Source organism: Chryseolinea serpens (assembly GCF_900129725.1).
Lineage (GTDB): Bacteria > Bacteroidota > Bacteroidia > Cytophagales > Cyclobacteriaceae > Chryseolinea > Chryseolinea serpens.
Genome location: NZ_FQWQ01000001.1, coordinates 2,206,375 through 2,232,659 on the forward strand (window position 1 = coordinate 2,206,375; position 26,285 = coordinate 2,232,659).

The following is a 26,285-nucleotide window of genomic DNA, read 5'->3' on the forward strand; positions in this document are numbered from 1 at the left end:
CGAAACATGAACGCACCCGCAACCGCCTTCCGTAGTGCCATCGTAGCCGCCCTCGGCGGCTTTCTTTTTGGATTTGACACGGCCGTGATCTCCGGCGTGGAAAAGTCCATCCAAACCCTTTGGTCCCTCGACGATTTCGCGCACGGCTTCACTGTGGCCGCAGCGCTTATGGGCACCGTGATCGGCGCCCTCATCGCCGGGCGCCCCGCCGAAAAATACGGACGCAAAAAAATACTGCAAGCCATCGGGCTCCTGTACCTGGTCACCTCGCTGGTGACAGCCCTCACGCCGGCCTGGTCGCTCTTCGTCATGTTCCGCTTCCTGGGCGGGATTGGGGTGGGCGCGTCGTCCGTGGTGGGACCGCTCTACATCTCCGAGATCTCGCCCGCCCACTCGCGCGGCAAACTCGTGGGGTTGTTTCAGTTCATGGTGGTGAGCGGCATCCTCATTGCTTTTGTCTCTAACTACCTGCTGTTTGGCGTGGGCGAAGATTCATGGCGCTGGATGCTCGGTGTGCAGGCTGCCCCTGCCCTGCTCTATTTTGTGATGGTGTTCTTTGTCCCTGAAAGTCCAAGGTGGCTCGTCAAGCATGGCAGACCGGATGAAGCAAAGCAAGTGTTTACAGATATCGGGGAACCTCAGCCTGCCGAGGCCATAAAAAAAATCCAGGCTTCACTCCATTCGGACACGGATGTCAAGGAAAGCGTTTTCAATGGACAATATAACAAGCCCATCTTCTATGCCGTCGTGCTGGCGATGTTCAATCAGCTCTCGGGCATAAATGCGATCATGTATTATGCGCCCCGCATTTTTGAAATGACTGGTTTGGCGAAAGACACGGCACTGTTGCAGGCGGTGTCCATCGGTGTCACCAACATGATCTTCACGTTGCTGGCCCTTTCTGTTATCGACAAGTTTGGAAGAAAGACGTTGCTGGTCATTGGCTCCGTGGGGATGGTCATTTCGCTGGGGTTGGTCACCCACGCCTTCTACACAAAACAATTCGGGGGCTATGCGGTGATGTTCTACCTGGTGGGTTTCATCGCCTTCTTCGCTTTCTCGCAAGGCGCCGTGATCTGGGTTTTCATCTCTGAGATATTTCCCAACAAAGTGCGATCGCAGGGACAGACCTTGGGGAGCTCAACACACTGGATCATGGCCGCCGTTATTTCGTGGACCTTTCCGGTGCTGGCAGAATCTTCTGAGATGGGGGGCTTCTATTCCTTCCTGATCTTCACGGTGATGATGTTGCTGCACGGGTTCTTTGCGTGGAAAGTGCTGCCGGAGACAAAGGGAAAATCGTTGGAGGGGATACAGGAGTCATTGGGAATTCATTGAGAAGGGTTTGCGCGTCAAGAGTTAAAACGACAATAACTTATGGCAAAGAATAAAACCGCCGAAACTGAAGTCAACGTGCATGACTTTATCGATTCCTATGTAGAGAACGAGCAAAAGAAAGCGGATAGTTTTCGTTTGATTGACCTCATGAGCGAATGGTCCGGATGTAAACCTAAAATGTGGGGACCAACCATTATCGGGTTTGGAAGTTATCATTACAAATATGCCAGCGGGCATGAAGGCGACGCGCCGTTTATTGGGTTCTCGCCGCGCAAGACAGAGTTTTCATTGTACGTTTTTTCGCCGACAGAACAAAGCAAACGGCTGCTGAATGACTTTGGTAAATTCAAAATGGGAAAATCCTGTATTTCCATAAAGAAGCTGTCGGACATCAACCTTGCGACCTTAGAGAAACTGTGTAAACACGCCATGGTCTACCTCAGCGAACATCATTCGTAGTTATTTCCTGGAGGCTTCCGCACACGCTTGGACAACACGTATTGAAGCTGCACTTTCACCAAATCCTTCGGCCGCGACCTCGCGCAGTGGAAATTTTTGATATTCTCCTATCAGACAGTCGCAGTATTTGTTGACGTCATTCGTTTGTTCGAACTCCGTTCCGGTGAGTTCCTTCTTCCAATTTCTGATCATGGCGTCGGCTATCGGGGCGGTCCAGTTTATTCCCGACGAGAGGAGACAGTCCCGGATTCCCAATGTACCGAACTGCGATTCCAATTCCTGAAGAACTTCCGTGGCCTTGTTGTCTTCAAGTCTCGCCTTATATTTCTCCTTTAGTTCAGGATTATTCGTTATTTTTTCGAACGCGCATACGCAGTATGCCTCCCGTGATTTTTCATCGGGAATAATCCGACGATTTCCATCCACGCATCTTTTGATGGGGATTCTCAGCCCATTGATGTCGACGTACTGCCCCGGAGAAGCTTTGGCAAGCAAGTTAAAAACAGCAACCAGCACAAAAACGCCAAATGAAATGGCGAAATATCTCAGCAATATGAGCGACTTGAATGCGAACCGATCCTTCGAGAAGCCGCTGCCGATCAGCCAGGTCGAAAGCAGCAGCACCAGCACTACTCCCGTTATGATTCCAGGGTTGATCCATGATCCAACTTGGGTACTGCCTTCAATATATTCTCCTCCTGCTCCCAAAAGCAGGAAAAACCCGATAGCTATCTTAAATCTCTTCAAAGTGATTGTTGATGTTTTGCCTTGCAATAATAACGAAAACAATTCCATGTTGGAGTATTCGTGCCTTCGGTCAGTTACTTTTGATTGGCAGATTCAACCCTTTGCCTACACTAATTGCAGGGTTGCACTGCAACGATTTTGCGGTTTCCCGGAAAACTGCAGACTAAACGTTCACACTGCACCGAATCACTGGATTTCACTGTAAAAAATTGCAAATTGAAATTTATAAATCCCGAAGTGATAAAAGTGGCAACGAGCGCTAAACGCCTTATCAATAACCTTTGACATCGTCACCATAGTAATTGCAGCGGCCATATTCTTTTCGCTCGCTATTCCAATCCGGTTATTTGTCAACCATGCAGAAAAGGACGCGCAGGATCTTATTGAACAGATTCGAAAAGAAAATATTGCAGAGAAAGAAAATGCCGTTAACCCTACACTCAAGCAGCGGAGAGTCTGGGGTTCTCATTTATCAACCCGTCGTCGCAGCTATCGAACTTAAAATAAGGCCTTTTCCAACTTCGTATTGTCAGCTATTCTCCGTTGCGCCCGCCATCCGACAACCTCAATCGAAAACTTTCATCTTTGCCATTACCGCGCGCATAGTCTCTTCAGGGCCAATCCACTTTTCGATATTTTCGCGGATCTGGTCGATCATTTCCCGGACGATCTCTTTCCGGAAGCCAAATTTGATGGCAAAGATTTCGCACAACCGCTGTTCTTCCACGTGAATGTTTTTGTCGACGGACATCATGTGAACCAGGTCGTATAGCTGGTTGAACTTTTCGCGGTCGCTGCCCGGAACCTGGAACCGGACGTCAGACAGGTTGCGCTGCATCTCTTGTAGTTCCTGTAATGAGATGTTATTTCGTTGCGCTGCGTACTTCAACAAGCGTTGTTCCTCTGTTCCCAGACCGCCATCGGCCGCGGCCATCTCGATCAGGTTGCGCATATGGCTTTTCGCTGTGGCCTTCCCCATCTTGAAAAGTTCGATGACGTCGTCGATATTCATGACACCGGATATTTTCTACCAAGATAGTCAAGTGCCATCATCTTTGTGCGCGTTTTTTCGTCCAAATGATTAACGATCTGTTACATTACGATATACAGAAATTTTCGGAGACGTTTGCGGGCAGTTGCTTGAGACTTGCGCTAATTTTGGCGTCGTGGAAGCATGGCTTAGTCCTCATGGCGTGGCGGCCACTAAAGGTCGCGATGTTTCATTTTTTATTTTCCACGCGAACAAACGACGTCGGAATAAAACGCTCAAAATTTTTAAACCGATATCCTACCACCAAGACCAGGTTGAGATCGTGCATCGAAAAGAATGCCGGGTTGATTGGCATATAATAGGCGTCGTAGGTGAAGCGCACTTTCGCATAAAAGTTATCGCCATTGTAGCCTGTATTCACACCTGCCGATGCGGCGAATTCCGTGTTGAAGGAAGTCTGTCGACCCGAGTCGCTTTTATAAATATTCAGCGCCACTCCCGACCCGGCCAGGATAAACGGTGAAAAGAAAATCGCTCCACCGCGTGCGGCAACATTGATCCCATAGCCCGGCATGATCAACAAACCCGGCGCTTGAAGGTAATACAAACCCGCTTGTTTGCCATAGGTCTCTGCATGGTCATGTTGCTCGGGCACGAAGCGGGTTTCGGTCCCCAACGACCGATAGAAGGGCTCGGCCCGGATAAGAAAGGAGCCTGCGGTCTTGCGTTGAAGTTCATTTTGAAAATACGCCGAGCGAAGCGAATAGCGGTGTGCATTGAAAATGTAAATAGCCTGAACGCCCAGGCGCAACATGTGCACGTCGGGTTGGCTGACGTAGGTGTCGCCCTCGGCCGTCGAGATCATGCCCTTGCTGTCGCTATAGAAAGCGCGGAAATAAAACTTCCGCATCGTGTAGCTCCCCGATATTTTGAATTGCTTCAGGCTTTCATTCTGCGCGTTGAAGATCGTGGACTTGCCCGTGGAGAATGTTGCGTCGAAATCGATGATTTTGTAGGTAAGGCCAAAGCCAACGATGTCGTTTGCATTGTTGAACTTCCCGCTGAAGGGCGAATCGCTGGTGCGTTTGGAGCCATACGTGAGAGAATTGCTTTGCGCGCCATAAATCAATCGGACATCGTTGCGCAGGCTAAAGATGCCGATGTAGGTGGGATCTGCATCGCGCGCACCCGTCACTCCTCCCCTACGGCCATGACTCTTCGGCTGCGCGGAACACACCGTCACAGTCACGAAAAACAGAAACCAGTAGCTGTATTTCATGCGACCTTTTTTATACCCTTAAGTTAAGGATGAATCGGCAACTACCGCGCGGCTTCTAATGCTTGCTCCCTGGATTCTGGGCTCTGATTTCTCAAAGCTCGACGGCCAGCAACTCACCCGCTAACTTATGAATCCCTATTTCCAATTTCTTCAACTGTTCCGGGCGTGGTTTTTTTCTTCCGGTCGCATAGTGATTAATCTGGCGTTGGTTGATGCCGGAGAGTCTTTCCAGCGCAGCGTTGGTGAATATGCCTTTGAAGTAGTTGAGGAAACTTTGGCTGTCGTACTTGTAGATCACAACATACTCTTTGTTCTTTAGCCAATCAGGAACTTCATTGTGTTTAACGTAGAGTTTAAGACCTTCCTTCAAATTCTTCTTTGCCTCCGCCACAGTCTCGCCGGCACCATACACGCCTGGAAATTTTTCAATCCAGGCACCATAGTCTTCCGGGCCTTTTGAAATAATCGCTCTAAGCTTTCTCATGTTTTTTTTTATTTATTACTGAACAGAACCCGTCTAAAGCCCCATATCTTTTACAATCCTCTTTCGCAACCCTTCGGCTATTTCTCTCGCCCCATGAAACGGAACCGGATATCGAACACCATCTTTTCATAAATATAGTGGCTCCCCTCGGCCCCCACCCAAATCCACCCACTCCGACGAATCCGTCTATGGAATTCTGAATATTTCATAGCTAACGGGTTAAAAGATCAACTTGCGAGGACCCAACAAAGGTAGTAAAATTACTACCTTTTAAAGGCTACCTCCTCAAAAAAAGAATCGCCCAAAACAAAAAAAGACGCAAAGTCCACCTTGCGCCTGCACTTGCGTCTGATAGAACGCATTAAAAATCATTTTGATAAGCGTGCCTATAAACAACGCACCGCCTGATGCCCAGTGGCTTCTAACTCCTGGCGCTAACTCACACTGCCTGCCATTCGTTAAAAACTCTTCGTACTATCGCTACCATCAGCCTTTTTCTCCTTCGGCATCGGGCATTCGATCTTCCATTCGCGCGCCAGGAAAAGTGTTCCCTCTTTTGCGCTTTTCACCACGTCGTTAAGCTTCTTGCTGAATTTACAGCCGATGTCCACATAGCGGTATTTCGCGCCATCGACAATGAAATTGAAATGACAAGTGTTGCTGGCCTTGTGGGTTTTCATACAAATGAATTCAACATTATCGCCCTGGTCGGCACGAAACGAAGCCAGCACGATAAACAAAGCGACAGGAACAAGGCGGATCAGGAAGGATCTCATAATGGATTGGGATGGGCATTTAATTCTGTAAAGGTAAAGACAACCGCCCAGCCACAAAACAAAAAAACCTGGGGTTGCCAGGTTTTTTTGTTTGTATAACGATCGTTTCGGATCAGTATCTGTAATAATCCGGTTTGAAGGGGCCCTTCACATCCACGCCAATGTATTTGGCTTGAGTGGGGGTGAGTACGTCCAGTTCAACGCCGATCTTTTTCAAGTGGAGGTTAGCCACTTTTTCGTCCAAATGCTTAGGCAGCATGTACACCTCGTTCTTGTAGTTCTTCGTGTTTGTCCAAAGCTCCAACTGTGCCAGGGTTTGATTGGTGAAGGAGTTCGACATTACAAACGAAGGGTGACCCATCGCGCAGCCGAGGTTCACCAGGCGGCCTTCGGCCAACAGGATGATTTCGCGGCCGTTGGCCAGCGTGTAGATGTCCACTTGAGGTTTGATGGTATCCTTCTTGCCATTCTTGTTCAACCAAGCCACGTCGATCTCGTTGTCGAAGTGGCCGATGTTACACACGATGGCTTTGTCTTTCATGCTTTCGAAGTGACGTGACTGGATGATACCGAAGTTACCGGTAGCCGTCACGATGATGTCGGCTTCTTTGGCAGCGTCGTCCATTTTCTTCACGGCATAACCGTCCATAGCGGCTTGCAGCGCGCAGATGGGGTCGATCTCCGTTACGATCACGCGTGCACCGGCACCGCGCAGGGAAGCGGCAGAGCCTTTACCCACGTCGCCGTAGCCGGCTACGACCGCTACTTTACCGGCGATCATCACGTCGGTGGCGCGACGGATCGCGTCTACGCAAGATTCTTTACAACCGTATTTGTTGTCGAATTTCGATTTCGTTACCGAGTCGTTGATGTTGATGGCCGGCAGGGGCAACTTGCCATTGTGCATGCGCTCGATGAGGCGGTGCACACCGGTGGTGGTTTCTTCGGAGATACCACGGATGCCGGTTACGAGTTCGGGGAAGCGATCCAGCACCATGTTGGTGAGGTCTCCACCGTCGTCGAGGATCATGTTCAAGGGCTTGCCGCCTTTGAAGGCATGGAGGGTTTGTTCAATACACCAGTCAAATTCCTGTTCGTTCATCCCTTTCCAGGCATATACCGGAATACCGGCAGCGGCGATCGCGGCGGCGGCATGGTCTTGCGTGGAGAAGATATTGCAGGAAGACCAGGTCACTTCAGCGCCCAGCTCAACAAGGGTTTCGATGAGCACAGCGGTCTGGATGGTCATGTGGAGGCATCCTGCGATGCGTGCATCTTTCAATGGCTTCTGCTTGCCAAATTCCTCACGGAGGGCCATCAAACCGGGCATTTCAGCTTCCGCCAGTTTGATCTCTTTGCGACCCCATTCAGCCAGGGAGAGGTCTTTTACCTTAAAAGGGAGTTTTTTCTCGTCAACAGTCATTTTATTTGATTTTTTGCTTTAATAGACCTCCAAAAGTACGATAAAGGTTTTTAAATAACTACATGCCCCGGCAGGCAAAGGCCTATAAGTTTAGGGCGCGGCTTTTTGAGCATTTAATGGCCATCCAAGGCCCGCTATTTTTTTAAAGCCGGCGGTGGGCAGGCTCGAACGATATTGGAAGGGGTGCTGTTATTCCAAAAATCATAACCAATAATCTTATTTACGCTAACGAATGAAAACCATTATAAAGCCGGTTATCCGGGTCGACATTGTGTCGGATGTTGTTTGTCCCTGGTGTTATATTGCGCCCTAAAAAACGCGAAACAAATCCAATCAACCCTAGATAAATCCAATCAACCCTAAGATAATCAGGGGTTTAAACTCTAAATAATCTGGGAGTTTTAACCTAAATAAACCTGACAAACCCTAAGATAATCTGGGCGTTACCCTCAAATTTGAAGTAATAGTGGGCATAAGCTGTATGCGTTATTCTTTTTATGGCTGCTTGAGACTCTTTCCAACATCGCGGCAAATTTCGTGGTATTCGGTGTTGGCAGAGTTTGAGGATGATATTGCGTAAATGGGATGTGCCTGCCAGGTAACTTCCCAAGTCATTCCTGGGCGTGGACACGATTAGCCTTTTGAATCTCTTGGAGTGAGAAAAGGTTTCGAAGAAATGCAAAACTTGTTGATGCCTTCCCGTTGTTCGGCAAACGTCTACATCAGACGTATACGCCTCCATCGATAACAGGCGGCAACACAAAGTTATCTTTTAGAAAAATTTGAATGGAGGCGAAGTTAATGGGGTAATCGAGCACAGTGATATCATAGATATCGGCGGTCTCCGGTATTCATTTGAGATCTAATCTAGGCGCTGCTGTTGACTCCTACATTATGATTCGATTTACTGTGGGAAAATCGAGTTACACAGAATTCAGCTGAAGTCGGTCAAACTGTCTGATTCAGTTAGCTGGCCGCGTAGCCCTGATTGTCCAAAGTCGGCCTTAAGATGCGGCCTTGATTAGCGGAATCCATACAACATCAAGATGATTCCTTCCGCCCAAGGATAGGAGTAGTCACAACGTTCCTTATGGTGTGATACTGAGAGTAGCTCATCGACTGCCACCATGCTAACGATATCTTCTGTGCAATGGCCGTGTCGGGCAAGAAGCTACTCTCAATCTAACTCTCCAGATAGTATTAAAAGCCCCATCGCGACATAATGTCCGGTGGGCCCGGGAGTTGATCACAAACCTTTTCTCTGGTCGACGGGCACATTCCGTTGTTTACCTACAGGATTATGTTAATAGCATAACCCTTGAAAGCCCTCTGAGACCTCCGATTCAACTTCCACACTTGCTGTGCATACTGAACGGCTTCTAACCTGACTTGCGATCCACCATGAAAATCCTCAATCGCCGAGCATCCTAGTACGGAACTACGTTGTGGATAGAAATCAAGATGACTTTGGCGAAATCGTTGTGGGGGGGGTTAAGGTACCCTCGCTTTAAGAGATTATTTTATTCGCTTTTCGTATAAAAAACTGCCTTTCCTATTAGGAGATGGAGTTTTTTTCAGTTTCTTCTCAACAACAAGTTTCTTCAGGACTCCAGAAGTAGCAGAACTACTTAGACGCACGCTGTACAAATCCACGCATTTTCCTGTTATTTCTAGAACCGACCTCGGTTTTTCCAAGTAGTCGGTATGTAATAATTCTATAATGGTAGCGGTTGTCGCGGGGCGATTTTTTTTTCGATGAAGTAGACTGAAGTCTGTGTTGAGTTTAAGAGGGAATTCAAACCTAAGAAGTTCGTCTGGATACTTACCGAGTGCAATAGCTATGGCTTTGATCGTATGCATATTAGCAGCGTGCCTGCCATTTTCAATTCGCGAGATTTGATTCACTTCCATTTTAGACTCCGTTGCCAACTGATCCTGCGACCATTGCTTCTCTTCCCGCAGACGCCGGACGTGTTTTCCAAAAGCCTTTTGAAATTCTTTATCCTTATTCCTCACTCAGGGCAAACTGCGCCCCCTTAATGGTTAGTTTATTATCAAATTTGTATATAAACTGATTATTCTATATTTTTGATAGAGTTTAAAGAGAACCAAAAAACCGAAGGCATTCTTATTGGCGATGCCTGAGAAACACCGCGTAGGTCACAATGCCCAAATTTGAATCCATTTGATCGGTTGAGTTTCCCTTCAAGAAAATAAGCCCAGCGAAGAGGGGCCTTCAGATTTTTCGTTACATGATTTCGAGTCGTTAGCGGCATATTCCATTCTCCGTATGAAACAACGTTGAAAACTAGTTAACCCAATTTTGGACAAATTGTCCAGACCAATTTGATTATCGACTGTGAATGTTCAGGATTTCTCAGTCAATTTAAGAAGGTAAGACCACCTGAAAACATAATGTCATTCCGCGCCATTGGGCTTTACAGTAGTTTTCGTTAGGATTTTTTGGAAATGACAGGAGTCATTTGATAATTTTAGAGTAGATGCAGCTGCAATAGCTCCATAGCGCTTTTAGAATAAAGCTTTTGATTCATGAAATCACGATTTTTAGCTCAGATGACCATAGAGGAATTCAAAATTCTTTTGAGAGAAATTTTGAAGGAAGTATTGGATGAAGAAAAACGAACTGGTCTGGATACCGATAGCTTATTAAACACTCGGGAGGCTGCCCTTCTGTTGAATCTAGAGGTCACAACTTTATACGACAAAACTTCTCAACGATTAATACCACATTATAAGCGCGGTAAAAAAGTATTGTTCAAAAAGTCCGAGTTGCTTGCATGGATTGAGGCAGGAAAAGTTGCAACTACACAAGATATCCAAAAAGATGCTTCCCAACATATTTGGAAGAGAATGCCCTGATTATTTCCCGCCAGTGAGGGTTTTGTATTTTCCAAGCCTTCCGCGCGGCTAATGGTCGCTGGTATTGGGGTTGCCCCTAGTCATAAGGTTGCCAAAGCACATATCAACACAATAAGAACTTTGGGTGGAAGAAAGGAAAATCCAAATAAAAATCAAGCCTAACGGATTAACTGTTGTCGCCATTCGTCAAAGGATTTTTGAAGTGCACTTAAAAATGCGTTGCTCTCTTGCGCCCCTGATATAGCATACTTTCTGTTAAACACAAAAAATGGTACGCCACGAACACCTACTTGCCTGGCCTCATCAATATCTGCTCGAACATTGTCGGCATAACTTCCGTTTTCCAATGCTGTTTGCAAAGCATTTGTGTCCAGTCCTATCTCTTTTCCCAGCTCAATGAGTGTTTGATAATCATCTATGTTCTTTCCATCGGTAAAGTACGAGCGGAATAATATTTCTTCAGCTTCATTTTGTCTATTGTCTTGCTTTGAAAAATGCGTAAACCTGTGAGCATTAAAACTGTTCGCAACAACGGATCTTTCAAAATTATAAGTCAGACCTACTTGTCTTGCCAATTGCTTTACGTGGTCATTCATCCCTTTCGCCTGCTCGATACTCATGCCTTTATGTTCTGACAAAAATTGATGTATATTTTTATCAATTCGTGTTTTAATTTCTGGGGCGAGTTGAAAGCTCTTCCATATTACTTGCACTTCGTCTTTATCCGGAAATTGCGATAATGCATTTTCAAATTTTCGTTTTCCAATATAACAGAATGGACACATCACATCGCTCCATATCTCAACTTTCATTTTATCTTCCATATCTGACCTGCTGTTAATTCTTTTGCGTTCTTCCCGGTTGGCCTTGAGCCATCGTGAACACGAATAATAGGATGTACTTCACAACATCTTTGATTTGACTTCCTTTTTTAGCAAATGTATGTACTTTTAATATACATTAGTAACTCCTATACTACAGTATGTCGGTATACTGTAGTATATCACTAGTAATACAGCAAAAAATTGAGAAGCTTGAGTTTTACATCATCGCCGTCGCATTGACAGAAGAAGAAAGGGCAAAAGAATTCAACGAGTTAAATTCAACGGGTTCACTTTATTCAAATCAAATAAAGGTGGGGAATGGTTTGGGGAGATTCGATGCCCTTGACCACTTTATTTCGCGAGGATGTGACCAGCGCAAATTAAGTGATTGGGTGCTGGTGCATATTAAGTACAGGAAAAACGGTAGTGAAGTTATTTTGACAGATGGTAGCCATCAAGCCATTGCCTATGATATTGAAGTGATTGATGATGTATACGTTGTGGGAGTTGAAAGAAATGCAGACGGTAAAGATGTACCGAAATACTGGAAAAACGGTAGTCCAATTGTTTTGAACCAAGGATCGAGCGCCACTGGCACGTTGGGTATTCTTGTTCAATAAGAATTGCCTCTGTAACGTGGACATTTTGCTACCCTTGACCACTTTGTTTCGTGAGGGTGTGATCACCTAAAGTTATTTTATGAGGATCATGCCCTATACAAGTATAACTTCCTCAATGTCAAAGGGTGTGATGGTCAATTTGTCGCGGAACCGATTGATTGTGTTACGAAATAAGGTAGTCACCGAAAAACGAAATGAAGTGGTCAACGACCTCGGAATTTCTATTTTAGCAGGTGAATTTGTCGGTACGTATAGTGTTCACGGGGTGATTTTGCGGCGCGGTTGAGTCTCCCTTCATGAAAATAAGCCCATCGGAAAGCGCCCTCAGATCTTTCATTACGTGATTTTGAGTCGTGAGCGGCTTATTTCATTCTCCGCATGAAACAACGTTGGAAACTAGTTTAACCCAATTTTGGACAAATTGTCCAAAGCAATTTGATTATCGACGTGATTGTTCAGGATTTTCTCAGTCAATTTAGGAAGGTCAGACCACTTGAAAAATAACGTCATTCCGCGCCATTGGCTTTACGGTAGTTTTCGTTAGGATTTTTTGGATATGACCGGAGTCATTTGATAAGTTTAGAGTAGATGCAGCTGCAACAGCTCCATAGTGCTTTTAAAACAAAACTTTTGATTCATGAAATCACAATTATTAGGTCAGATGACCATAGAGGAATTCAAAATTCTTTTCAAAGAAACTTACAATGAAGTATTGGAAGAAAAACGAACTGGTCTGAATACCGACAGCTTATTAAACACTCGGGAGGCTGCCCTTCTGTTGAATCTAGAGGTCGCAACTTTATACGACAAAACTTCTCAACGGTTAATACCACATTATAAGCGCGGCAAAAAAGTATTGTTCAAAAAGTCCGAGTTGCTTGCATGTGGAGAATCCGAAGTGGCTGACCATCTTTTTCCGTTTTGCCCTGACCATCAATTTTCAGATGACGTGACCACCCAATTCCGCCACCATTTGACCAGAAACGAGTCTAGCAATCAAGGGGTTCGAAACCTAGGCGAAGTTCAAGTCCCTCAGGTAACTTTAGCTGGTCACGCCCTCCTGAAACAACGTGGTCAATGGGGTCGGAATCTCCACGCTATGGGCGGCAAATCAATTTCGAAACCCATTCAATATTTCCAGGAACCAGGTGATGAGAGCTGCCAAGATTAAGTCGAAAACCACTTACCATAAGGTGGTCGAGGACCTTGTGACTCTCGGATATTGCAGATACAAGCCGTCGTATCATCCTTCTCGACGAAGCGAGCTATTCATATTGTTTAAACTTGGAGTTATACAATATGACTAAAGGATAAGCTGGAGGTAGGATGAGGAACTAGTTAAGTATATCCAATCCATTAAACTATTTAGCGTCGCCTATTCAAAAAAAATAATACGCGTTAAGTCTTGATTATAGGTAGGTTGTTTCCTATATTAAGTGAATGGAGCCCATCGCGCTGTTTCGCAAGAAACACGATGATGGGTTTCTTTATGTCAATTTCGGAAACTCTTCCATCTATAATGATTGTACTGTAATTAGCGAAACTCTTAAGAGGGCTACGAAGCCGGCTGTAGAACTTCAAGTGTCGGAGAAGTGGATTGTCGAATGGGAGCGGTAGCCAACCGTAATCAGAACTCCGAAAACAAACCATGGGATACCTAATCCAATGAACAACAATAGGGAGATCTAACGACTCAAGTTTAACGTACGGCGGACAGATACTTGCGTATGACAAAGGAAGTCTATTCAGGCAAACAGAGCGAATGCGAAGTGAAAAAATAAAAAGAAGAAAGACCTAAGGCTGTTAGCCGATGTCGCATTTCAAGAAAGTTTTTAAAAAATATGAGAGTCATGCCTTTAGTCCTGTAGACACAAATAAAACCCTAACAAATATGAAAGCAAAACTTGTACTTCAATTAGCAATTAAGATTACTTTCCTAGTTTTTCTATTTGCATCTATCGGTTCATTCGCGCAGGAAACCTATACAGAGAATGTCAGATTTGTACACACTGGAGCAAGTTCCAGCAACCCCAAATTCTATAATCAAACAGTCTTCCCAAAAAACGGATACTATGCTATAAGTGTTGATTATTCGCCTGACGGACAATCAGGGTGTGGCTGGTGTTATCCAAACGATAGAAATCAAGGTACACCGAAAATAAACAATTATGGAGAGAGTGTGACACTTAGTACAAAGTGCGATGGGTTACCATGTAACTTCTATTACGCCATTACTTTTAAAAAGTACTTTTTTGACGAAACATTAATTAAAATAACAAAGGACAATGAGGAAAATTTATCTTCTAATATTTGGGCCGAGAATACGGGTGGTAAAGAAATTGAATTAATCTATAAGGTGGAAACATATGACCCGGGTTCAGCTAAGTATACAAGTAGAACATCATCCGTAAAAATTCCTGGATTCTCAAAGACTCGACTAATCCCTCGCTATAAGAGGATTGACAATACATTAAGAGAAGATTTTCTGACAGCTTTATATACAAAATGAAATCGGGCACGCCCATTCCGGGAAGAGGGGGCTGGAGATTCTGCTACCCGTGAACACCTAATTCCGCGGAGGTGTGAGCAGTGATAAGTTAACTTAGGATTCCAGACGGCACATAGATTGCAATTGATTAGTAGCCAACGAGGCAAGTGGTCAATTGATTGCGGAATCAGTTGACCGCACCCGCGGAATGGATTGATCATAGGCTCGCGGAAAAAAGTGTTCACAGGTCCCGGAATCTCCACTATATCGTCAAACCGGTGGAATTTGACAATTTCGCACAGACCGTCATTGATTTGGGGCTGTATTGGGTGGTATTAAACAAATTTCCGCACTAAATACCTGGCCAGCACGCATTTTCATTATTTTCTGAACTTCGAAGTTTTATAACCCCGCTGTCCAGTTCTCTGTCACAGTGGTTTCAAAATCTTGATGATGGCTTAATTTTGATCACCATGGATACAGTCCTAAGAATACTGATTATCGAAGACGTTCAAGACGATGTTATTCTTATAAAACACGCCCTTAAAAAGGACGGCATTCAATTTGAAATGGTGCAAGTAGACTCTCAAGAATTGTTTGTCAATGCCTTGCAAGAGTATGGCCCGCATGTCATTTTATCAGACCATTCTTTGCCCCAATTCAATTCCATGGAAGCTTTGAAGATTTGCCGGAAGCAGGGTCTGAATATTCCCTTTATTCTTGTTACCGGCACCATGTCGGAAGAATTCGCTGTCAGCTGTCTTAAACTAGGAGCCGATGATTATGTGTTGAAACTAAACCTCACCAGACTTTCATCCGCCATAGTCAACGCCCTCAAACAAAAAAAGGCAGATTCAGAACGAAAGGAAGCGGAGAGAGCATTGCAACGACAAAACAAGGAACTTGTAAAAATCAATGAGGAGTTAGATAAATTTGTTTATAGCGTTTCGCACAATCTAAGAGCCCCCTTAACATCCGTTCTTGGACTCGTAAACATTGGACGTCTCGAGGATGGCAAGAAAGATGATTCGTTTCAACCCCTGTTCGATATGATGGAAAAGAGCATTCGGAAATTGGATGCCACGCTGAAGGAAATCCTGGATTACTCCCGCAATGCGCGCAGCGACATCAATATTGAAAAGGTTGATCTTGCTTCGATCATTCAAATATCTTTGGAGAGTTCAGAATTTATTGAGGGATATGACCAAGTAAAAAAAGAAATCTCCGTTCGCAACGATGAGATAGCCTTCTACTCCGATAGCCATCGCCTGGGGGCTATTTTTGATGACCTCATATCCAATGCTATCCGGTATCGCGACATTTACAAAACCCAATCGAGGTTGGCAATTGAAGTTGAAATAACTGAAAGCACTATGCATATTTTTTTTAAAGACAATGGTGTCGGCATAGCAGAAGAACTTGTTCCTAGAATCTTCGAAATGTTCTTTAGGGCAACCGAAAAAAGTGAAGGGGCGGGCCTTGGTTTATACATTGTAATGGAGATGACAAAAAAACTTAGTGGGACAATTGAGGTACAATCGATCTTTGGAGAAGGCACTGCGTTCCATTTGATAATTCCAAATGTGATCAACAAACAGATCTATGATACCCAATAGCCTCAAGGGCTTTACGAGGTCTTCGCTGCACAACGCTATAAGTTGATAAGAAAGAGGCACAAGGGTTCGACTGTTTCATAGTCACTTATTAACAACTACTCTATGTGGAGATTCCGAGTTGGTTGACCACTTCATTTCGTGAGGGTGTGATCACCGTAAGTTAAGCATGGATTCAATGGTGTTGGGACGTAACTTCAAGATAGTCAATACGAGGTGTGGTCAATCCCTCGTGGAATAAATTATTCGATGGTCCGGAAAGTTGTGGTCACAGGAGTACGAAACCTAGTGGTCAACCACCTCGGAATCTCCACACTGGCTCGTGAAATGAAATGGTCAACTACCCGGAATCTCCAATCAGCAAGAAAGTCGGGCTAATTCAAAAAAATAGAAAAACCCCGACTTTCAATCCGGGGTTTTTAAAGGACCAAAGATAAGGACCCATACGTTAGACTTTAGCCCTTCGGGGCTAAATATAACACAAGCCAACTAGACATTAGAGGACATGTATGTTACTTAGCTTTTTTTTGACAAAGGGAATGTATGCCGGCAAAAAAATCCAACCTGTATTATTTCCAATGTCCGCTATTCATTTTCCAATTTCGCCTACGGGATGGCCTTTGTCACTTTTATAGTTTGAAATTCCGTTAGCAAAACGAGTTAGTCCTTTGATCCATCAGGTAGTAAGCAACCTGCGATGCCACCAGGAACGCAAACAATACGCCTTGTGAATGTACGATCAAAGCACTATTACCACCTTTGTGAATCAGCTTTTCACTGCAACACATCCCTCCCATCAAAGCATTGACTTTAATCAATGTTCTAATTGATTATTTTCAATCTCAATTAGTCAAAGACGGCCTAAATTTGCATTCAATTTATACTAAATCGAGGTTTTTTATGGACACCTTTTGTGATCAAGTGATAACTGCGATCAAGGCTGCAGAAAACGAGGGTGAATTAATAAAAGTTATTAGCTATTCTATGTCACGGCTCCGGCTGGTGAAAAATTCCAATCATGAATTCAGTTACATCATAAGCATAATTCTCTCACTTCGAAACACTGACTTAACAAATCTTTCTTTGCAAACCCGCCACAACATTAAGCTTGCAATTGCTATTTTCGGGCAATTCCAGAAGGAAAAATCGGAACACATTTCCTGATCAATTACCGCATCAATGCGGCATTTCGGACATACTGTTTCTCCGCAAGATCAAATCGGCTTCGGACGAGAAAGAGATGGAAAATGTCATTGAGCGTTCGATTCAACGTCTGAAATTAAAAACGTAAATAGCCATCTATTTAACCTTGTTCTTATCATTTTTCTGGACAGGATGATTTGAAAAAAATACTGCTTCTATATATAGCTTTGCTACTAGCAGCTCCAGTTGAAATGCTTTTATTCATCGGCCGTCTTCTTTGCCTTCTCCCTACCGGCGAGATCTCTACAAATAGACTGTATCAAATATTATCCAAGGTACTGTTTTAATGCCTTGCTCCTTGAAGTTTGCCGGAGTCTGCGGATACCTTTTTCCTTTATTTGTCTTACACGTTCACGGGTAAGGTTGAACATGTCTGCAATCTCCTCAAGGGTCACGGCTGGCCGACCATTGAGGCCATAATAAAGCGATATGACATCGGATTCCCTTTGAGTCAACGTGGCAAGGGAACGTTGCACATCCTGCTGTAACGAATTACTGATCAGCGTTGAATCCGGTGTCTCCTCCGAATCATTCTCCAATATGTCAAGCAGACCGTTCTCCTCTCCCTGTACGAAGGGGGCGTTGATAGAAGCTTGCCGGGTTCCCATTTGCACGGTATCCCTGACTTCTTCCGGTGCGATCTCCAGAACCTCGGCAAGTTCCTCAGCGGAAGGGTCGCGTTGGAATTTTTGCTCCAGCGCGGAAAATGTCCTGTTGAGTTTGTTCAGAGAACCAATCCTGTTCATAGGAATCCGGACAACCCTGGACTGTTCGGCAACGGCCTGCATGACCGATTGCCGGATCCACCATACTGCGTAGGAAATGAATTTGAAGCCCCGCGTTTCGTCAAAGCGCATGGCGGCTTTCACTAACCCGATATTGCCTTCGTTGATCAGATCCCCTAAAGACAAGCCGAGATTTTGATATTGCTTGGCTACGGAGACTACAAATCTGAGGTTGGCTTTTACCATCTTTTCAAGGGCGGCCTGGTCACCTGCTTTGATACGCTGAGTCAGTTTCACCTCCTCGTCGGCCGTAATAAGGTCAACTCTCCCGATCTCTTGTAAATACTTATCCAACGATTGGGTTTCGCGGTTAGTGATCTGCTTCGTGATTTTAAGTTGCCTCATGGTTCTTTCTCCGAGTTTTTGGAATAAACACTATAACCGCTTGAATAATTCGGCCCTTCTCTTTGTAGGCGCTTCTTATGGTCTTTGAAGTTTCCGGAACATACCGATGGCGATGTCCATATTCTGTTCCGCTTTTTCGGAAGTATCCTCCAACCTGGCTTGATCGAGGGTCTTATCCATGGCCTGGATGAATCGCTGAATGATATGGCCATTGATGTTCTTGGACTTCAGCCGCTGGATCGAATGGCGAATGATATTTTCGATCTCTTTCTCGTCCGAAGCCGACTTGATCTGGCTGAGAACGGTTTGTCTGAAATGCAGCATAGGGTCTTCGGTGAATAAAGTATTAAGCCATTTTGGTTACCGATACCAGTTCCTCTTTGCGATAGAAACCACTGTCTAACTTCGCCTTTAGCTCATTGAATGCGGTCAGGGTTTCATCTACATCGGATAGCGTATGGGAAGCCGTTGGAATAATTCTGAACATAATAACACCCTTGGGCACAACAGGATAAATTACTACCGAGCAGAATATCCCATAATTCTCTCGCAGATCCATGGCCATGTTGGCAGCCTCGCCCACACCGCCCTTAAAGAGCACGGGTGTGGGTGGGGTCTGTGAATCACCGACGTTAAAACCATTTTCTTTCAGACCCGATTTAATGGCTTTCATGATCTTTTTAAGGTTAGCCCGCAGCTCCGGCTTTGTCCTGAGAAGTTCCAGGCGCTTCAGCGTGCCGATGACCATTGGAAGGGGTAAACTCTTGGCATAGATCTGTGACCGCACGGTGTAGCGAAGGTACTTGAGCACGCTCTTATCGCCCGCGACGAAGGCACCTATGCCGGCCATCGATTTTGCAAAGGTCGCGAAGTACAAATCGATCGTGGGTTGAACGCCTTGCTCTTCACCAACACCGGCACCGGTGGCGCCCATGGTTCCAAACCCATGCGCGTCATCCACCATAAGCCTGAAATTATATTTCTTTTTCATCTCAACTATCCCTTTCAGGTCGCCCATCTGGCCGGACATTCCGAAAACACCCTCTGTTATAACCAGGATTCCCCCACCGGTCTCATTGGCTAACTTGGTTGCACGCTGCAATTGTTTTTCCAGACCTCCCATATCATTGTGGGGAAAAACGAAACGTTTGCCCATGTGCAAGCGGACGCCATCAATGATACAGGCATGAGATTCCGCGTCGTACACGATGACATCCTTGCGGTCGACCAGCGCGTCAATAATGGAAAAAACACCCTGATATCCATAGTTGAGAAGCATAGCGTCTTCTTTCATGACAAATCCGGCCAACTGCCTTTCCAACTCCAGGTGATGGACTGAATTTCCGGACATCATTCGGGCGCCCATTGGCGAAGCCAAACCATATTTAATGGACGCCTCAGCATCGGCCTGCCTTACTTCGGGGTGATTGGCCAATCCTAAATAATTGTTGAGGCTCCAGTTGAGTACCTCTTTTCCGTTGAACCACATCCGGGGCCCAATGTCCCCTTCCAGTTTGGGAAAGAAAAAATAGTCTTCGGGTAAATGGGCATACTTGGCGAGCGGCCCCGTTTCCATCTGTAGTTTTTCAAATAAATCTTTCATTCACTCTGTCGTATTAAAAATTATGCTCACGGGGGCAAATAATAGATGGCAGAACCGTATCGATCGATCGAGCTAGCTTAGGCCCTAAAAGGAATTTGAATTGACTCTTGCATTGATCAGCAAATGCGCTCCCGGTTTTCCTTCTGGATTTCTCTGAAAATGGCAATAGCAAGTTTGAGGTTGTTCTGTATTTCTGACGACAAGCCAGAGGCTTCCGTTGTCCCGAGGGAAACAATCATATTCATAATGTAACCGGTTTCGTTATAGGAATTCCGGTCTATCCGGAGCTGGGACATTGAATGACTAATCACCTTGATCAGTTCAGTTTCGTTTCTGGCTGCTTTAATCTCCGCGACAATTTCGTTGCAAAAAGCTTCCATAAATGCATTTTCTCTAATATATCGACTGCAATTTATGCCGCATTTCCTTATTTTATGTTGAACATAGTCAACCATTCCATTGACTTTAGTCAATGAGAATATTGATATATTGGAATAAATTGCCGCAAGACCAGCGAACCATGCTTAGAAACTTTTTGTCCGAGAACTTCCGGCTCAAAACAGACCAACTCTTTGAAGTCCTGACTGTAGAAGAACAGGACTCATTAATGGGATCTGGGGTCACGCATGAATACAAGAAAGGGGAGATCATTTTCCGTGAAGGGGGCATTCCAACCGGAATATTTTACATCAAGGCCGGAAGGGTGAAAAAATACAAGACCAACCCAAAAGGGAATGAACACATATTCTACCTCTGTAGCCAAGGAGAACTTCTCGGCTACCATGCTTTGCTGGGTGAAGAGTACTACATGGACTCGGCGGCTACTATCGAAATTTCGCTGATCACCTTTATCCCAAAAGATGGTTTTTTGAAGGTCCTTCGAAGCTCCACAACCTTTTCCAACGCGCTGTTAAAAGCACTGGGCCATGAGTTCAGTTTTTTCGCCAATAGCATCTCCAACCTGGCCACGAAGTCCGTGAAGGAACGCCTGGCATTTAATCTTCTAATCCTGGATGAAAAGTTCAAAAATAAGGACCTACCCCATGAAGGGAACGAGATCATTCTCTCCCGAACCGATCTGACCAATATGGTTGGGACGGCCAAAGAGACACTCGTAAGGCTTTTGCAGGAATTTATGCGTGCGGGGCTCATTGAGAAAACGGACAAGACTATTCGCATCCTTGACCGGAAAGCACTGGTGAAGGAAGCCAATTTGATGGGATCAAATACAAAGAAACTCTGAGCGCCGTCGCTATCAAAAGACTTGCAGTACGGTCAGGATCAGGTAAACAAGGATCATCATCAGTAATACACCGTACAAGATGAGGTCCACGCGGATGTAATCCCGGTATTGACGGAATAGGTTCTTCATTTTTTTGAACATCTGGCTTAGTTGTCTTTTTGTTTAGTATGATGGTCAGAATATTTTCTCCCAAAGGTGCAAGGCACCGTTGTAAAGATCATCCACCAACCTGAAGCTTTGAGGAACAATCGAGAAGGGGCTATGGTAAGTGGCCAGTCTCACCCCCAGCGGAAGACCGGCAAGCTGTTCAACAGTGTGCATGGAATAGGTATCATAGAGCCGGGGATCAAGTTGGACCCGGTCGTCGATCCTATTGGCAAGGTCAACATTTTCAAAGAACGGATTAAAGAAATAGAATGCGTTGAAGTCCCTGAAATCAACGGAAGTGATGTTGGCATGGATGTATCTGGTATTGGTGATGTCATAGGAGGAGCAAAGTTTTCGGGATAATTCTACCAAATCCGACCGTTGCTCGACGCCCGTAAATTGGCCCTTGGTGCTGGCAGCGCCTACCATACAAAATTTACCGGCTCCTGAGCCAATATCCAATACCCTTGAACCCGGCATTCCGGCCAGGAACTCGGATGCGGTTTTGGCAACAGAAACCGGTGTCCAATGTTTCGGGGACAAACTGCTGATATTCTGGGGATAGATTGCGTTAAAATCTTCGTCGGTTATATCAATATTTAAACGAATGAATTCGAAGATCATGTGACGGCTGCTTATTGAAAGTAATCAAAGCTAGGACTGATCCGTGATTTGTCCCTTGATACATCTCAATTTGCGCATTGATCAAAATCAATCATCATCCTTGAAGATAACGAAAATGAACCTCATGCCGAACACGGAGGAAGGCCTGATACTTTTAATGCCTGGAGTGCCCTGAAGATTGGAAACAAGCGGATAGGTAATTAGATCCTCAATGATTTTGGAGTTGCCTCCCAACTCCGTGTAGATGAGCGCCTGGTTTTTGGAACGATCTGGAAGTTTTGACATTCCAATTTTACGGCCACAACAGAGATTTTTTTTTACAGTGAACAATCTACTATTCAAATCACAATGGCGACTTACCTGGTCAAGCAATGCGAGGTCATTTTCAGAAAGAAAGAATGATCCTAAACGGTTACGGGCAGTAGCAAATAATTAGCTTGAAAAAACCAGTGGGCAAACGTTATTTCTTAAGGGTGTCACACTCGACGTTTGCTATCCGCAGAGGCCATGCGTTTTGAACCTTGATGTCCTTATTGAACAACCACCTTTCCGCTCATCAATACACCATTGACACGGACTTGGATCACGTAAAAACCACTTGCCAAATTGGAAAGCGTTATTTTGTTTGGAGAGGGTTGGTCTGTTTTCGCAGCACTCAGATCTAAGGCTGTGAAGTTCTTCAGGATATCGACCAGTTCAAGTATTGAACCGGGATCGGCGCTTTCTATCGTGAGCGTTTCTCGTCCTACCGGATTTGGATATATTCTCAGATCACTCTCAAGATCAATTTTTGCGGAAACCAGTTTTGAATACGTGAACCTCCCGTCGTAGTCGGTTTGCATGATCCTGTAGTAGCTATTGCCACCATAGGGCGCGTGATCAACCCACTCGTATGATCGCGCAACATTGGTGGTGCCGGCGCCAGCCACGGTGTCAAGATCGACAAAGTTTTTAGCGTCAACCGTTCGTTGTACGGTAAAGAATTGATTGTTCTCTTCGGAGGCTGTCACCCATTTTAAATGGACCTTACCCTCGGAGGGAGTGGCTTCAAATGAAAGGAGTGTTATGGGAAGCACGACCGATGACGAAAATATTCTTGCATACGTCCTGTCGCCGGCGCTGGTGCCATCACCGTTGGTTGAGCTGATAACAATAAAAAAATCCACATCGCCGGTGTAGTTTGATGGCGTCTCCCAATCGAAGGTCCATGTTTTGGTGTTGCTGGGTGCCGACGTGCCACTCGGGGAATGACTCAGATATTCGCGGCCACCGCTTGTTTGCAACACCGTTAGCGGACTGGTGGCCGTCAGGCTACCAATGCTCGGGTCGCCAGGTCCGGCCCCCGAGGGCAGGGCCACCAGCTCGAAACCATACTTTGATCTTAAAGCATCGGCAAACGACAATTGAAGCGTGTAGTTTGTGCCTGGAGCGAACTGGCTTAGGGGTACCGTAGACGTGAGATGAATATTGTTCCAAAGGACCCCCGAAGTCGACAATGGAAAGGTAGTATGGCACGCCGTGCAGTTGTCGTTCCCCGGATCGTTTGCGTTTGCTGCGGGCGGCGCGCTGGTTGAAAAGGTGAAGGCTAGATCCGCGATGATGAAGACCACCACAACAACGGTTAACAGAGAGTTTTTCATTACAGAGAGTTTTACAAAGCAAAACTATACAAATTCAGTTTCCAGCGAATGCCTTCATGTAAAATTTAGGTAAATTCATGGATGGAAATTCCGACCCGCTTGACGACTTTATTCCGTAAGGGCGTGATCACCATTAGTTAGCAATCGTAAAACTAACTGTTGTTAGAACATAACTTCAAGGTGTTCAAGGCCAATGGATGGTCAATTCCTCGAGGGATGAATTATACGGTAGTACGGAATGTAGTGGTCACAGGCACACGAAATAAAGTGGTCAACCAACTCGGAATCTCCAGTGAAGGGCATCATAAGTTTAGACTTGGTGGCGTCGATATTCCAATGTAAAGTATTAAATTTTTCACACTTCTACTTTCAAGTGTTACAGTCATAAATTCCGCGGCATGGTTTCTATAGCCAAATGGTCTCACTAAACTAACAAACCAGTATTCCATTAAACCCTAACTTACATACGAAGACATGTAAAATAATTGAAGCGTTAGAATGTCGCCCCAGAAGTGACGTTAATAATGAGTTTCAAAAAACGAATCGTCTTTCTAAGCGAATCGGGTCTGCTATAGTGTAAAAAATGTCACTAGTACAATTCTACTATTTATCGTAGTACAATTCTACTACTGGTCTTAAGGAGAATTTTAGAAAGACACTAGGTGGCCTTAATGTTGATACAAGTTTTAGGTTTAATTCAATTATTCTTTCATTATGCACTTATTAAAGGTTTAAGCAATGGTGAATACGCTCTGCTTCATACAGGTGGCAATCCGGGAATCAAGACAATTGCCATCTTCCTTCCTCAATCAAAAAGGGGAATCGTTGTCTTTACAAACGGAGACAAAGGTGATCAATTATATGAGAAATTAATTGGAGAATCTTTTGATTTGGGGAAGGAGATTGTTAACAGAATGAAATAGAATTCTCCACCCAATCGTTCACCAGCCCAGGAACATTTTATTGCGATCCATCTGCTTAGACCTGCATCAATTTTACCCTTCCGTCGCCTTTGTAAAATGGCAACTTTTATATCAATTTTACCTTAACGAAAGTGGTTGAGACATGAAAGCTAAGGCTCTAGAAATTAAAACTATTCCAACCCTTACGGGTGATTCTGCTATCCGGTTTATGGAGCTCGTTGAAAGGAATCAAGATATTAGGATCCCTGAGTCTAAGTTGGAGGCCATGAGAAAACGTGCCGAACAGATTCTAAAAAAAGCTAAAATCTGATTGGATATGTCGATTAACGACTAAGTAACTGTGTAAAGTGGAGATTCCGAGGTGGTTGACCACTTTGTTTCGTACGCCAGTGACCACAACATTCCGGACCATCAAACAATTTATTCCGCGAGGAACTGACCATCTTTTGCATTGACTATCTTGAAGTTATGTCCCAACACGACTGAACCTATGCTTACTTAACTTATGGTGATCATACCGTCACGAAATCAAGTGGTCAAGGGGGTCGGAATCTCCACTTCACATCTCTTCACTTTAGTTCACGTTTTGCTGGGCAAATGCGGGGCTCCGTGTAATTTTTGTTGACAGCGGGGCAAATTTTACTTATAAAATATCAACCTGGAAGCCGCATTAACAGACGTTTACAGTTACCGTTGTTCTTGACCTAAGAAAGCCCCTTAAAGCTGGTAAATAACCCATAAGCTTAGGGTAGGAAAAGGAAGAACGATAACCGAAAGTATTTCCATTTTAGGTCGAGGCGAACCTGAAGAGAGATGAAGAGATTATTGAATTACTACCGAGCCTCGAATTTGCTTGCCTTTAAAGAAAGATTTGCTTCAAAACCACTGGAGACAATGGTCAATTGATGACGGAACTTGTGATCACTTGGCGGCGAAATTAGGAGGTAACAGGCTGACTAAAAGAAGTGGTCAACCTACGCGAAATCTTCAACCAAAGTCATTAAATCAAAATACATTAATCTTGTATCCTGACCCTTGTCCTTTGAGGTAAGAAAAATGAATCCATTTTTCTTATAAAATTCAAGAGAGGCACCATAAGCATCAACTGTAATATAGCGGCAACCAGTTCGATTGTTAGTGATGAATAGCTCTTTTATATAATCCAGGATGATAGTTCCGATTCCTTGCCCTTTAAAAGTATTTGAAACTCCTAACCTGCCAATTTTCATTGCCGGATGGCTATTGAAACTTTTACCTGTTGCGAGCTTAAACAGCTTTTTCCACTGGTTTCCACTGTCTACATCTTGCACTGTTATTTTATCATTTAACAAACTGAAGAATGCTATCAGTTCAGCTTCATTTTCCAGTATATACGTTACAGCCAGGAGCTTGCGCGCATAGCTTTTTGAATCATTTAGCAGAAAATCATTTAAATCTATATCGCCGCAATTGAAGGGCTTGAATTGATAATCCTGACTAAGTCGGATAAGTGACGATCCTGCAGGAAAAGGCATTTAGAACTTAGCAATGGCCTGCAAACTGGCAAAATTTTCACGGATTTTTGCCCGTTTGTTAGCGTCTAGGCGGATTACTTGAGCAATACTCGTCTTTGCAACGAATATCTCAGCATCCTTGCCCTTTAAAACTGGTGTTTCTTTAATTGGTTTTGCCATAATCACTGACTAAACGACAACAAATTTAAGAAAGTTTCGCCACCTCCACTATCTTGAAATCAATTAATTCCACCAATACTAAGTATTCCTTTACCATCTTCAAGATCGACAAATGCCTTTTTCAGTAAAAAAACGCCATTTTCAGGACAGCCCATATTGGCCTCCCGCAATACAAGG

General features: G+C 44.6%; 26 protein-coding genes. 10 read left to right on the forward strand and 16 right to left on the reverse strand.

Features of this window, described 5'->3' with window-relative positions; genetic code table 11:
- Positions 1 to 6: 6 nt before the first annotated feature.
- Together BUB30_RS08675 and BUB30_RS08680 are read left to right on the forward strand one after the other, a co-directional pair.
- Positions 7 to 1,338 (forward strand): sugar porter family MFS transporter, encoded by a 1,332-nt coding sequence (locus tag BUB30_RS08675; RefSeq protein WP_073132809.1) that lies wholly within the window; start codon positions 7 to 9, stop codon positions 1,336 to 1,338.
- Positions 1,339 to 1,377: 39 nt separating this feature from the next.
- A complete protein-coding gene (locus BUB30_RS08680) occupies positions 1,378 to 1,797 on the forward strand; it encodes a DUF1801 domain-containing protein (RefSeq protein ID WP_073132811.1) in 420 nt (139 codons plus the stop codon).
- Here the strand turns inward: BUB30_RS08680 and BUB30_RS08685 are convergent, their stop codons facing one another.
- The 7 genes from BUB30_RS08685 to BUB30_RS08715 form a co-directional block, all read right to left on the reverse strand.
- Positions 1,798 to 2,544, reverse strand: coding sequence for a hypothetical protein (locus BUB30_RS08685; RefSeq protein ID WP_143164820.1), 747 nt, complete (start codon positions 2,542 to 2,544; stop codon positions 1,798 to 1,800).
- A gap of 565 nt (positions 2,545 to 3,109) precedes the next feature.
- Positions 3,110 to 3,556 (reverse strand): hypothetical protein, encoded by a 447-nt coding sequence (locus BUB30_RS08690; protein ID WP_073132815.1) that lies wholly within the window; start codon positions 3,554 to 3,556, stop codon positions 3,110 to 3,112.
- A gap of 208 nt (positions 3,557 to 3,764) precedes the next feature.
- Complete coding sequence (locus tag BUB30_RS08695) at positions 3,765 to 4,814, reverse strand: DUF4421 family protein (protein ID WP_073132817.1); 1,050 nt, start codon at positions 4,812 to 4,814, stop codon at positions 3,765 to 3,767.
- A 91-nt stretch (positions 4,815 to 4,905) separates the two neighbouring features.
- Positions 4,906 to 5,298 carry a type II toxin-antitoxin system HicB family antitoxin gene (locus BUB30_RS08700; RefSeq protein ID WP_073132819.1) on the reverse strand — a complete coding sequence of 131 codons (393 nt, stop codon included), beginning with the start codon at positions 5,296 to 5,298 and terminating at the stop codon, positions 4,906 to 4,908.
- Between the two features lie 458 nt (positions 5,299 to 5,756).
- Positions 5,757 to 6,074, reverse strand: coding sequence for a hypothetical protein (locus tag BUB30_RS08705; protein ID WP_073132821.1), 318 nt, complete (start codon positions 6,072 to 6,074; stop codon positions 5,757 to 5,759).
- Between the two features lie 112 nt (positions 6,075 to 6,186).
- Positions 6,187 to 7,497, reverse strand: coding sequence for an adenosylhomocysteinase (ahcY, locus tag BUB30_RS08710; protein WP_073132823.1), 1,311 nt, complete (start codon positions 7,495 to 7,497; stop codon positions 6,187 to 6,189).
- A gap of 1,515 nt (positions 7,498 to 9,012) precedes the next feature.
- Positions 9,013 to 9,513, reverse strand: a complete 501-nt coding sequence (locus BUB30_RS08715) for a helix-turn-helix domain-containing protein (RefSeq protein WP_073132825.1) — start codon at positions 9,511 to 9,513, stop codon at positions 9,013 to 9,015.
- 534 nt (positions 9,514 to 10,047) lie between these two features.
- Between BUB30_RS08715 and BUB30_RS08720 the strand changes: the two genes are divergently transcribed.
- Positions 10,048 to 10,377, forward strand: coding sequence for a helix-turn-helix domain-containing protein (locus tag BUB30_RS08720; protein ID WP_084137974.1), 330 nt, complete (start codon positions 10,048 to 10,050; stop codon positions 10,375 to 10,377).
- 158 nt (positions 10,378 to 10,535) lie between these two features.
- Here the strand turns inward: BUB30_RS08720 and BUB30_RS08725 are convergent, their stop codons facing one another.
- Positions 10,536 to 11,201, reverse strand: coding sequence for a DsbA family oxidoreductase (locus BUB30_RS08725; RefSeq protein WP_221408680.1), 666 nt, complete (start codon positions 11,199 to 11,201; stop codon positions 10,536 to 10,538).
- Between the two features lie 158 nt (positions 11,202 to 11,359).
- Between BUB30_RS08725 and BUB30_RS08730 the strand changes: the two genes are divergently transcribed.
- The 4 genes from BUB30_RS08730 to BUB30_RS08750 all read left to right on the forward strand — a co-directional run bounded on the left by BUB30_RS08730 (position 11,360) and on the right by BUB30_RS08750 (position 15,925).
- Positions 11,360 to 11,821 carry a hypothetical protein gene (locus BUB30_RS08730; protein ID WP_073132829.1) on the forward strand — a complete coding sequence of 154 codons (462 nt, stop codon included), beginning with the start codon at positions 11,360 to 11,362 and terminating at the stop codon, positions 11,819 to 11,821.
- Between the two features lie 637 nt (positions 11,822 to 12,458).
- A complete protein-coding gene (locus tag BUB30_RS08735; RefSeq protein ID WP_073132831.1) occupies positions 12,459 to 12,992 on the forward strand; it encodes a helix-turn-helix domain-containing protein in 534 nt (177 codons plus the stop codon).
- A 720-nt stretch (positions 12,993 to 13,712) separates the two neighbouring features.
- Positions 13,713 to 14,330 carry a hypothetical protein gene (locus BUB30_RS08745; protein WP_073132832.1) on the forward strand — a complete coding sequence of 206 codons (618 nt, stop codon included), beginning with the start codon at positions 13,713 to 13,715 and terminating at the stop codon, positions 14,328 to 14,330.
- A gap of 452 nt (positions 14,331 to 14,782) precedes the next feature.
- The gene (locus tag BUB30_RS08750) at positions 14,783 to 15,925 is read left to right on the forward strand and encodes a hybrid sensor histidine kinase/response regulator (RefSeq protein ID WP_073132834.1); all 1,143 of its coding nucleotides are present in this window, start codon (positions 14,783 to 14,785) and stop codon (positions 15,923 to 15,925) included.
- 1,466 nt (positions 15,926 to 17,391) lie between these two features.
- Here BUB30_RS08750 and BUB30_RS08760 read toward each other — a convergent pair.
- The 4 genes from BUB30_RS08760 to BUB30_RS08775 all read right to left on the reverse strand — a co-directional run bounded on the left by BUB30_RS08760 (position 17,392) and on the right by BUB30_RS08775 (position 20,238).
- Complete coding sequence (locus BUB30_RS08760; protein ID WP_073132838.1) at positions 17,392 to 18,255, reverse strand: sigma-70 family RNA polymerase sigma factor; 864 nt, start codon at positions 18,253 to 18,255, stop codon at positions 17,392 to 17,394.
- Between the two features lie 75 nt (positions 18,256 to 18,330).
- Positions 18,331 to 18,579 carry a hypothetical protein gene (locus tag BUB30_RS08765; RefSeq protein ID WP_073132839.1) on the reverse strand — a complete coding sequence of 83 codons (249 nt, stop codon included), beginning with the start codon at positions 18,577 to 18,579 and terminating at the stop codon, positions 18,331 to 18,333.
- Between the two features lie 22 nt (positions 18,580 to 18,601).
- Positions 18,602 to 19,858 carry an aminotransferase class I/II-fold pyridoxal phosphate-dependent enzyme gene (locus BUB30_RS08770; RefSeq protein WP_073132841.1) on the reverse strand — a complete coding sequence of 419 codons (1,257 nt, stop codon included), beginning with the start codon at positions 19,856 to 19,858 and terminating at the stop codon, positions 18,602 to 18,604.
- 116 nt (positions 19,859 to 19,974) lie between these two features.
- The gene (locus tag BUB30_RS08775; RefSeq protein ID WP_143164821.1) at positions 19,975 to 20,238 is read right to left on the reverse strand and encodes a hypothetical protein; all 264 of its coding nucleotides are present in this window, start codon (positions 20,236 to 20,238) and stop codon (positions 19,975 to 19,977) included.
- A gap of 140 nt (positions 20,239 to 20,378) precedes the next feature.
- On the opposite strand from BUB30_RS08775, the gene BUB30_RS08780 reads away from it, so the two are divergent.
- Positions 20,379 to 21,101 carry a Crp/Fnr family transcriptional regulator gene (locus BUB30_RS08780; RefSeq protein ID WP_178377054.1) on the forward strand — a complete coding sequence of 241 codons (723 nt, stop codon included), beginning with the start codon at positions 20,379 to 20,381 and terminating at the stop codon, positions 21,099 to 21,101.
- A 174-nt stretch (positions 21,102 to 21,275) separates the two neighbouring features.
- On the opposite strand, the gene BUB30_RS08785 is transcribed toward BUB30_RS08780, so the two are convergent.
- The gene (locus tag BUB30_RS08785) at positions 21,276 to 21,872 is read right to left on the reverse strand and encodes a class I SAM-dependent methyltransferase (RefSeq protein WP_073132844.1); all 597 of its coding nucleotides are present in this window, start codon (positions 21,870 to 21,872) and stop codon (positions 21,276 to 21,278) included.
- 530 nt (positions 21,873 to 22,402) lie between these two features.
- Entirely contained in the window at positions 22,403 to 23,512 is a 1,110-nt protein-coding gene (locus BUB30_RS08795) for a choice-of-anchor V domain-containing protein (protein WP_073132848.1), read from the reverse strand.
- Between the two features lie 671 nt (positions 23,513 to 24,183).
- Here BUB30_RS08795 and BUB30_RS08800 point away from each other — a divergent pair.
- Together BUB30_RS08800 and BUB30_RS35100 are read left to right on the forward strand one after the other, a co-directional pair.
- The gene (locus BUB30_RS08800) at positions 24,184 to 24,435 is read left to right on the forward strand and encodes a hypothetical protein (RefSeq protein WP_073132849.1); all 252 of its coding nucleotides are present in this window, start codon (positions 24,184 to 24,186) and stop codon (positions 24,433 to 24,435) included.
- A gap of 142 nt (positions 24,436 to 24,577) precedes the next feature.
- A complete protein-coding gene (locus BUB30_RS35100; protein ID WP_178377055.1) occupies positions 24,578 to 24,745 on the forward strand; it encodes a hypothetical protein in 168 nt (55 codons plus the stop codon).
- Between the two features lie 664 nt (positions 24,746 to 25,409).
- Here BUB30_RS35100 and BUB30_RS08805 read toward each other — a convergent pair.
- Positions 25,410 to 25,949 carry a GNAT family N-acetyltransferase gene (locus BUB30_RS08805; protein WP_073132851.1) on the reverse strand — a complete coding sequence of 180 codons (540 nt, stop codon included), beginning with the start codon at positions 25,947 to 25,949 and terminating at the stop codon, positions 25,410 to 25,412.
- The gene (locus tag BUB30_RS35105; RefSeq protein WP_178377056.1) at positions 25,950 to 26,108 is read right to left on the reverse strand and encodes a hypothetical protein; all 159 of its coding nucleotides are present in this window, start codon (positions 26,106 to 26,108) and stop codon (positions 25,950 to 25,952) included.
- Between the last annotated feature and the right edge of the window lie 177 nt (positions 26,109 to 26,285).

Bases quoted from the DNA above. Each gene is read 5' to 3' on its own strand.
- BUB30_RS08675 (WP_073132809.1), top strand. From the start codon at position 7: ATGAACGCACCCGCAACCGCCTTCCGTAGTGCCATCGTAGCCGCCCTC.
- ahcY (WP_073132823.1), bottom strand. From the start codon at position 7,497: ATGACTGTTGACGAGAAAAAACTCCCTTTTAAGGTAAAAGACCTCTCC.
- BUB30_RS08775 (WP_143164821.1), bottom strand. From the start codon at position 20,238: ATGGAAGCTTTTTGCAACGAAATTGTCGCGGAGATTAAAGCAGCCAGA.
- BUB30_RS08725 (WP_221408680.1), bottom strand. From the start codon at position 11,201: ATGGAAGATAAAATGAAAGTTGAGATATGGAGCGATGTGATGTGTCCA.
- BUB30_RS08700 (WP_073132819.1), bottom strand. From the start codon at position 5,298: ATGAGAAAGCTTAGAGCGATTATTTCAAAAGGCCCGGAAGACTATGGT.
- BUB30_RS08695 (WP_073132817.1), bottom strand. From the start codon at position 4,814: ATGAAATACAGCTACTGGTTTCTGTTTTTCGTGACTGTGACGGTGTGT.
- BUB30_RS08690 (WP_073132815.1), bottom strand. From the start codon at position 3,556: ATGAATATCGACGACGTCATCGAACTTTTCAAGATGGGGAAGGCCACA.
- BUB30_RS08705 (WP_073132821.1), bottom strand. From the start codon at position 6,074: ATGAGATCCTTCCTGATCCGCCTTGTTCCTGTCGCTTTGTTTATCGTG.
- BUB30_RS08770 (WP_073132841.1), bottom strand. From the start codon at position 19,858: ATGAAAGATTTATTTGAAAAACTACAGATGGAAACGGGGCCGCTCGCC.
- BUB30_RS08735 (WP_073132831.1), top strand. From the start codon at position 12,459: ATGAAATCACAATTATTAGGTCAGATGACCATAGAGGAATTCAAAATT.
- BUB30_RS08800 (WP_073132849.1), top strand. From the start codon at position 24,184: ATGTTGATACAAGTTTTAGGTTTAATTCAATTATTCTTTCATTATGCA.
- BUB30_RS08785 (WP_073132844.1), bottom strand. From the start codon at position 21,872: ATGATCTTCGAATTCATTCGTTTAAATATTGATATAACCGACGAAGAT.
- BUB30_RS08680 (WP_073132811.1), top strand. From the start codon at position 1,378: ATGGCAAAGAATAAAACCGCCGAAACTGAAGTCAACGTGCATGACTTT.
- BUB30_RS08760 (WP_073132838.1), bottom strand. From the start codon at position 18,255: ATGAGGCAACTTAAAATCACGAAGCAGATCACTAACCGCGAAACCCAA.
- BUB30_RS08745 (WP_073132832.1), top strand. From the start codon at position 13,713: ATGAAAGCAAAACTTGTACTTCAATTAGCAATTAAGATTACTTTCCTA.
- BUB30_RS08720 (WP_084137974.1), top strand. From the start codon at position 10,048: ATGAAATCACGATTTTTAGCTCAGATGACCATAGAGGAATTCAAAATT.
- BUB30_RS35105 (WP_178377056.1), bottom strand. From the start codon at position 26,108: ATGGCAAAACCAATTAAAGAAACACCAGTTTTAAAGGGCAAGGATGCT.
- BUB30_RS35100 (WP_178377055.1), top strand. From the start codon at position 24,578: ATGAAAGCTAAGGCTCTAGAAATTAAAACTATTCCAACCCTTACGGGT.
- BUB30_RS08750 (WP_073132834.1), top strand. From the start codon at position 14,783: ATGGATACAGTCCTAAGAATACTGATTATCGAAGACGTTCAAGACGAT.
- BUB30_RS08805 (WP_073132851.1), bottom strand. From the start codon at position 25,949: ATGCCTTTTCCTGCAGGATCGTCACTTATCCGACTTAGTCAGGATTAT.
- BUB30_RS08765 (WP_073132839.1), bottom strand. From the start codon at position 18,579: ATGCTGCATTTCAGACAAACCGTTCTCAGCCAGATCAAGTCGGCTTCG.
- BUB30_RS08780 (WP_178377054.1), top strand. From the start codon at position 20,379: ATGCTTAGAAACTTTTTGTCCGAGAACTTCCGGCTCAAAACAGACCAA.
- BUB30_RS08730 (WP_073132829.1), top strand. From the start codon at position 11,360: ATGTCGGTATACTGTAGTATATCACTAGTAATACAGCAAAAAATTGAG.
- BUB30_RS08795 (WP_073132848.1), bottom strand. From the start codon at position 23,512: ATGAAAAACTCTCTGTTAACCGTTGTTGTGGTGGTCTTCATCATCGCG.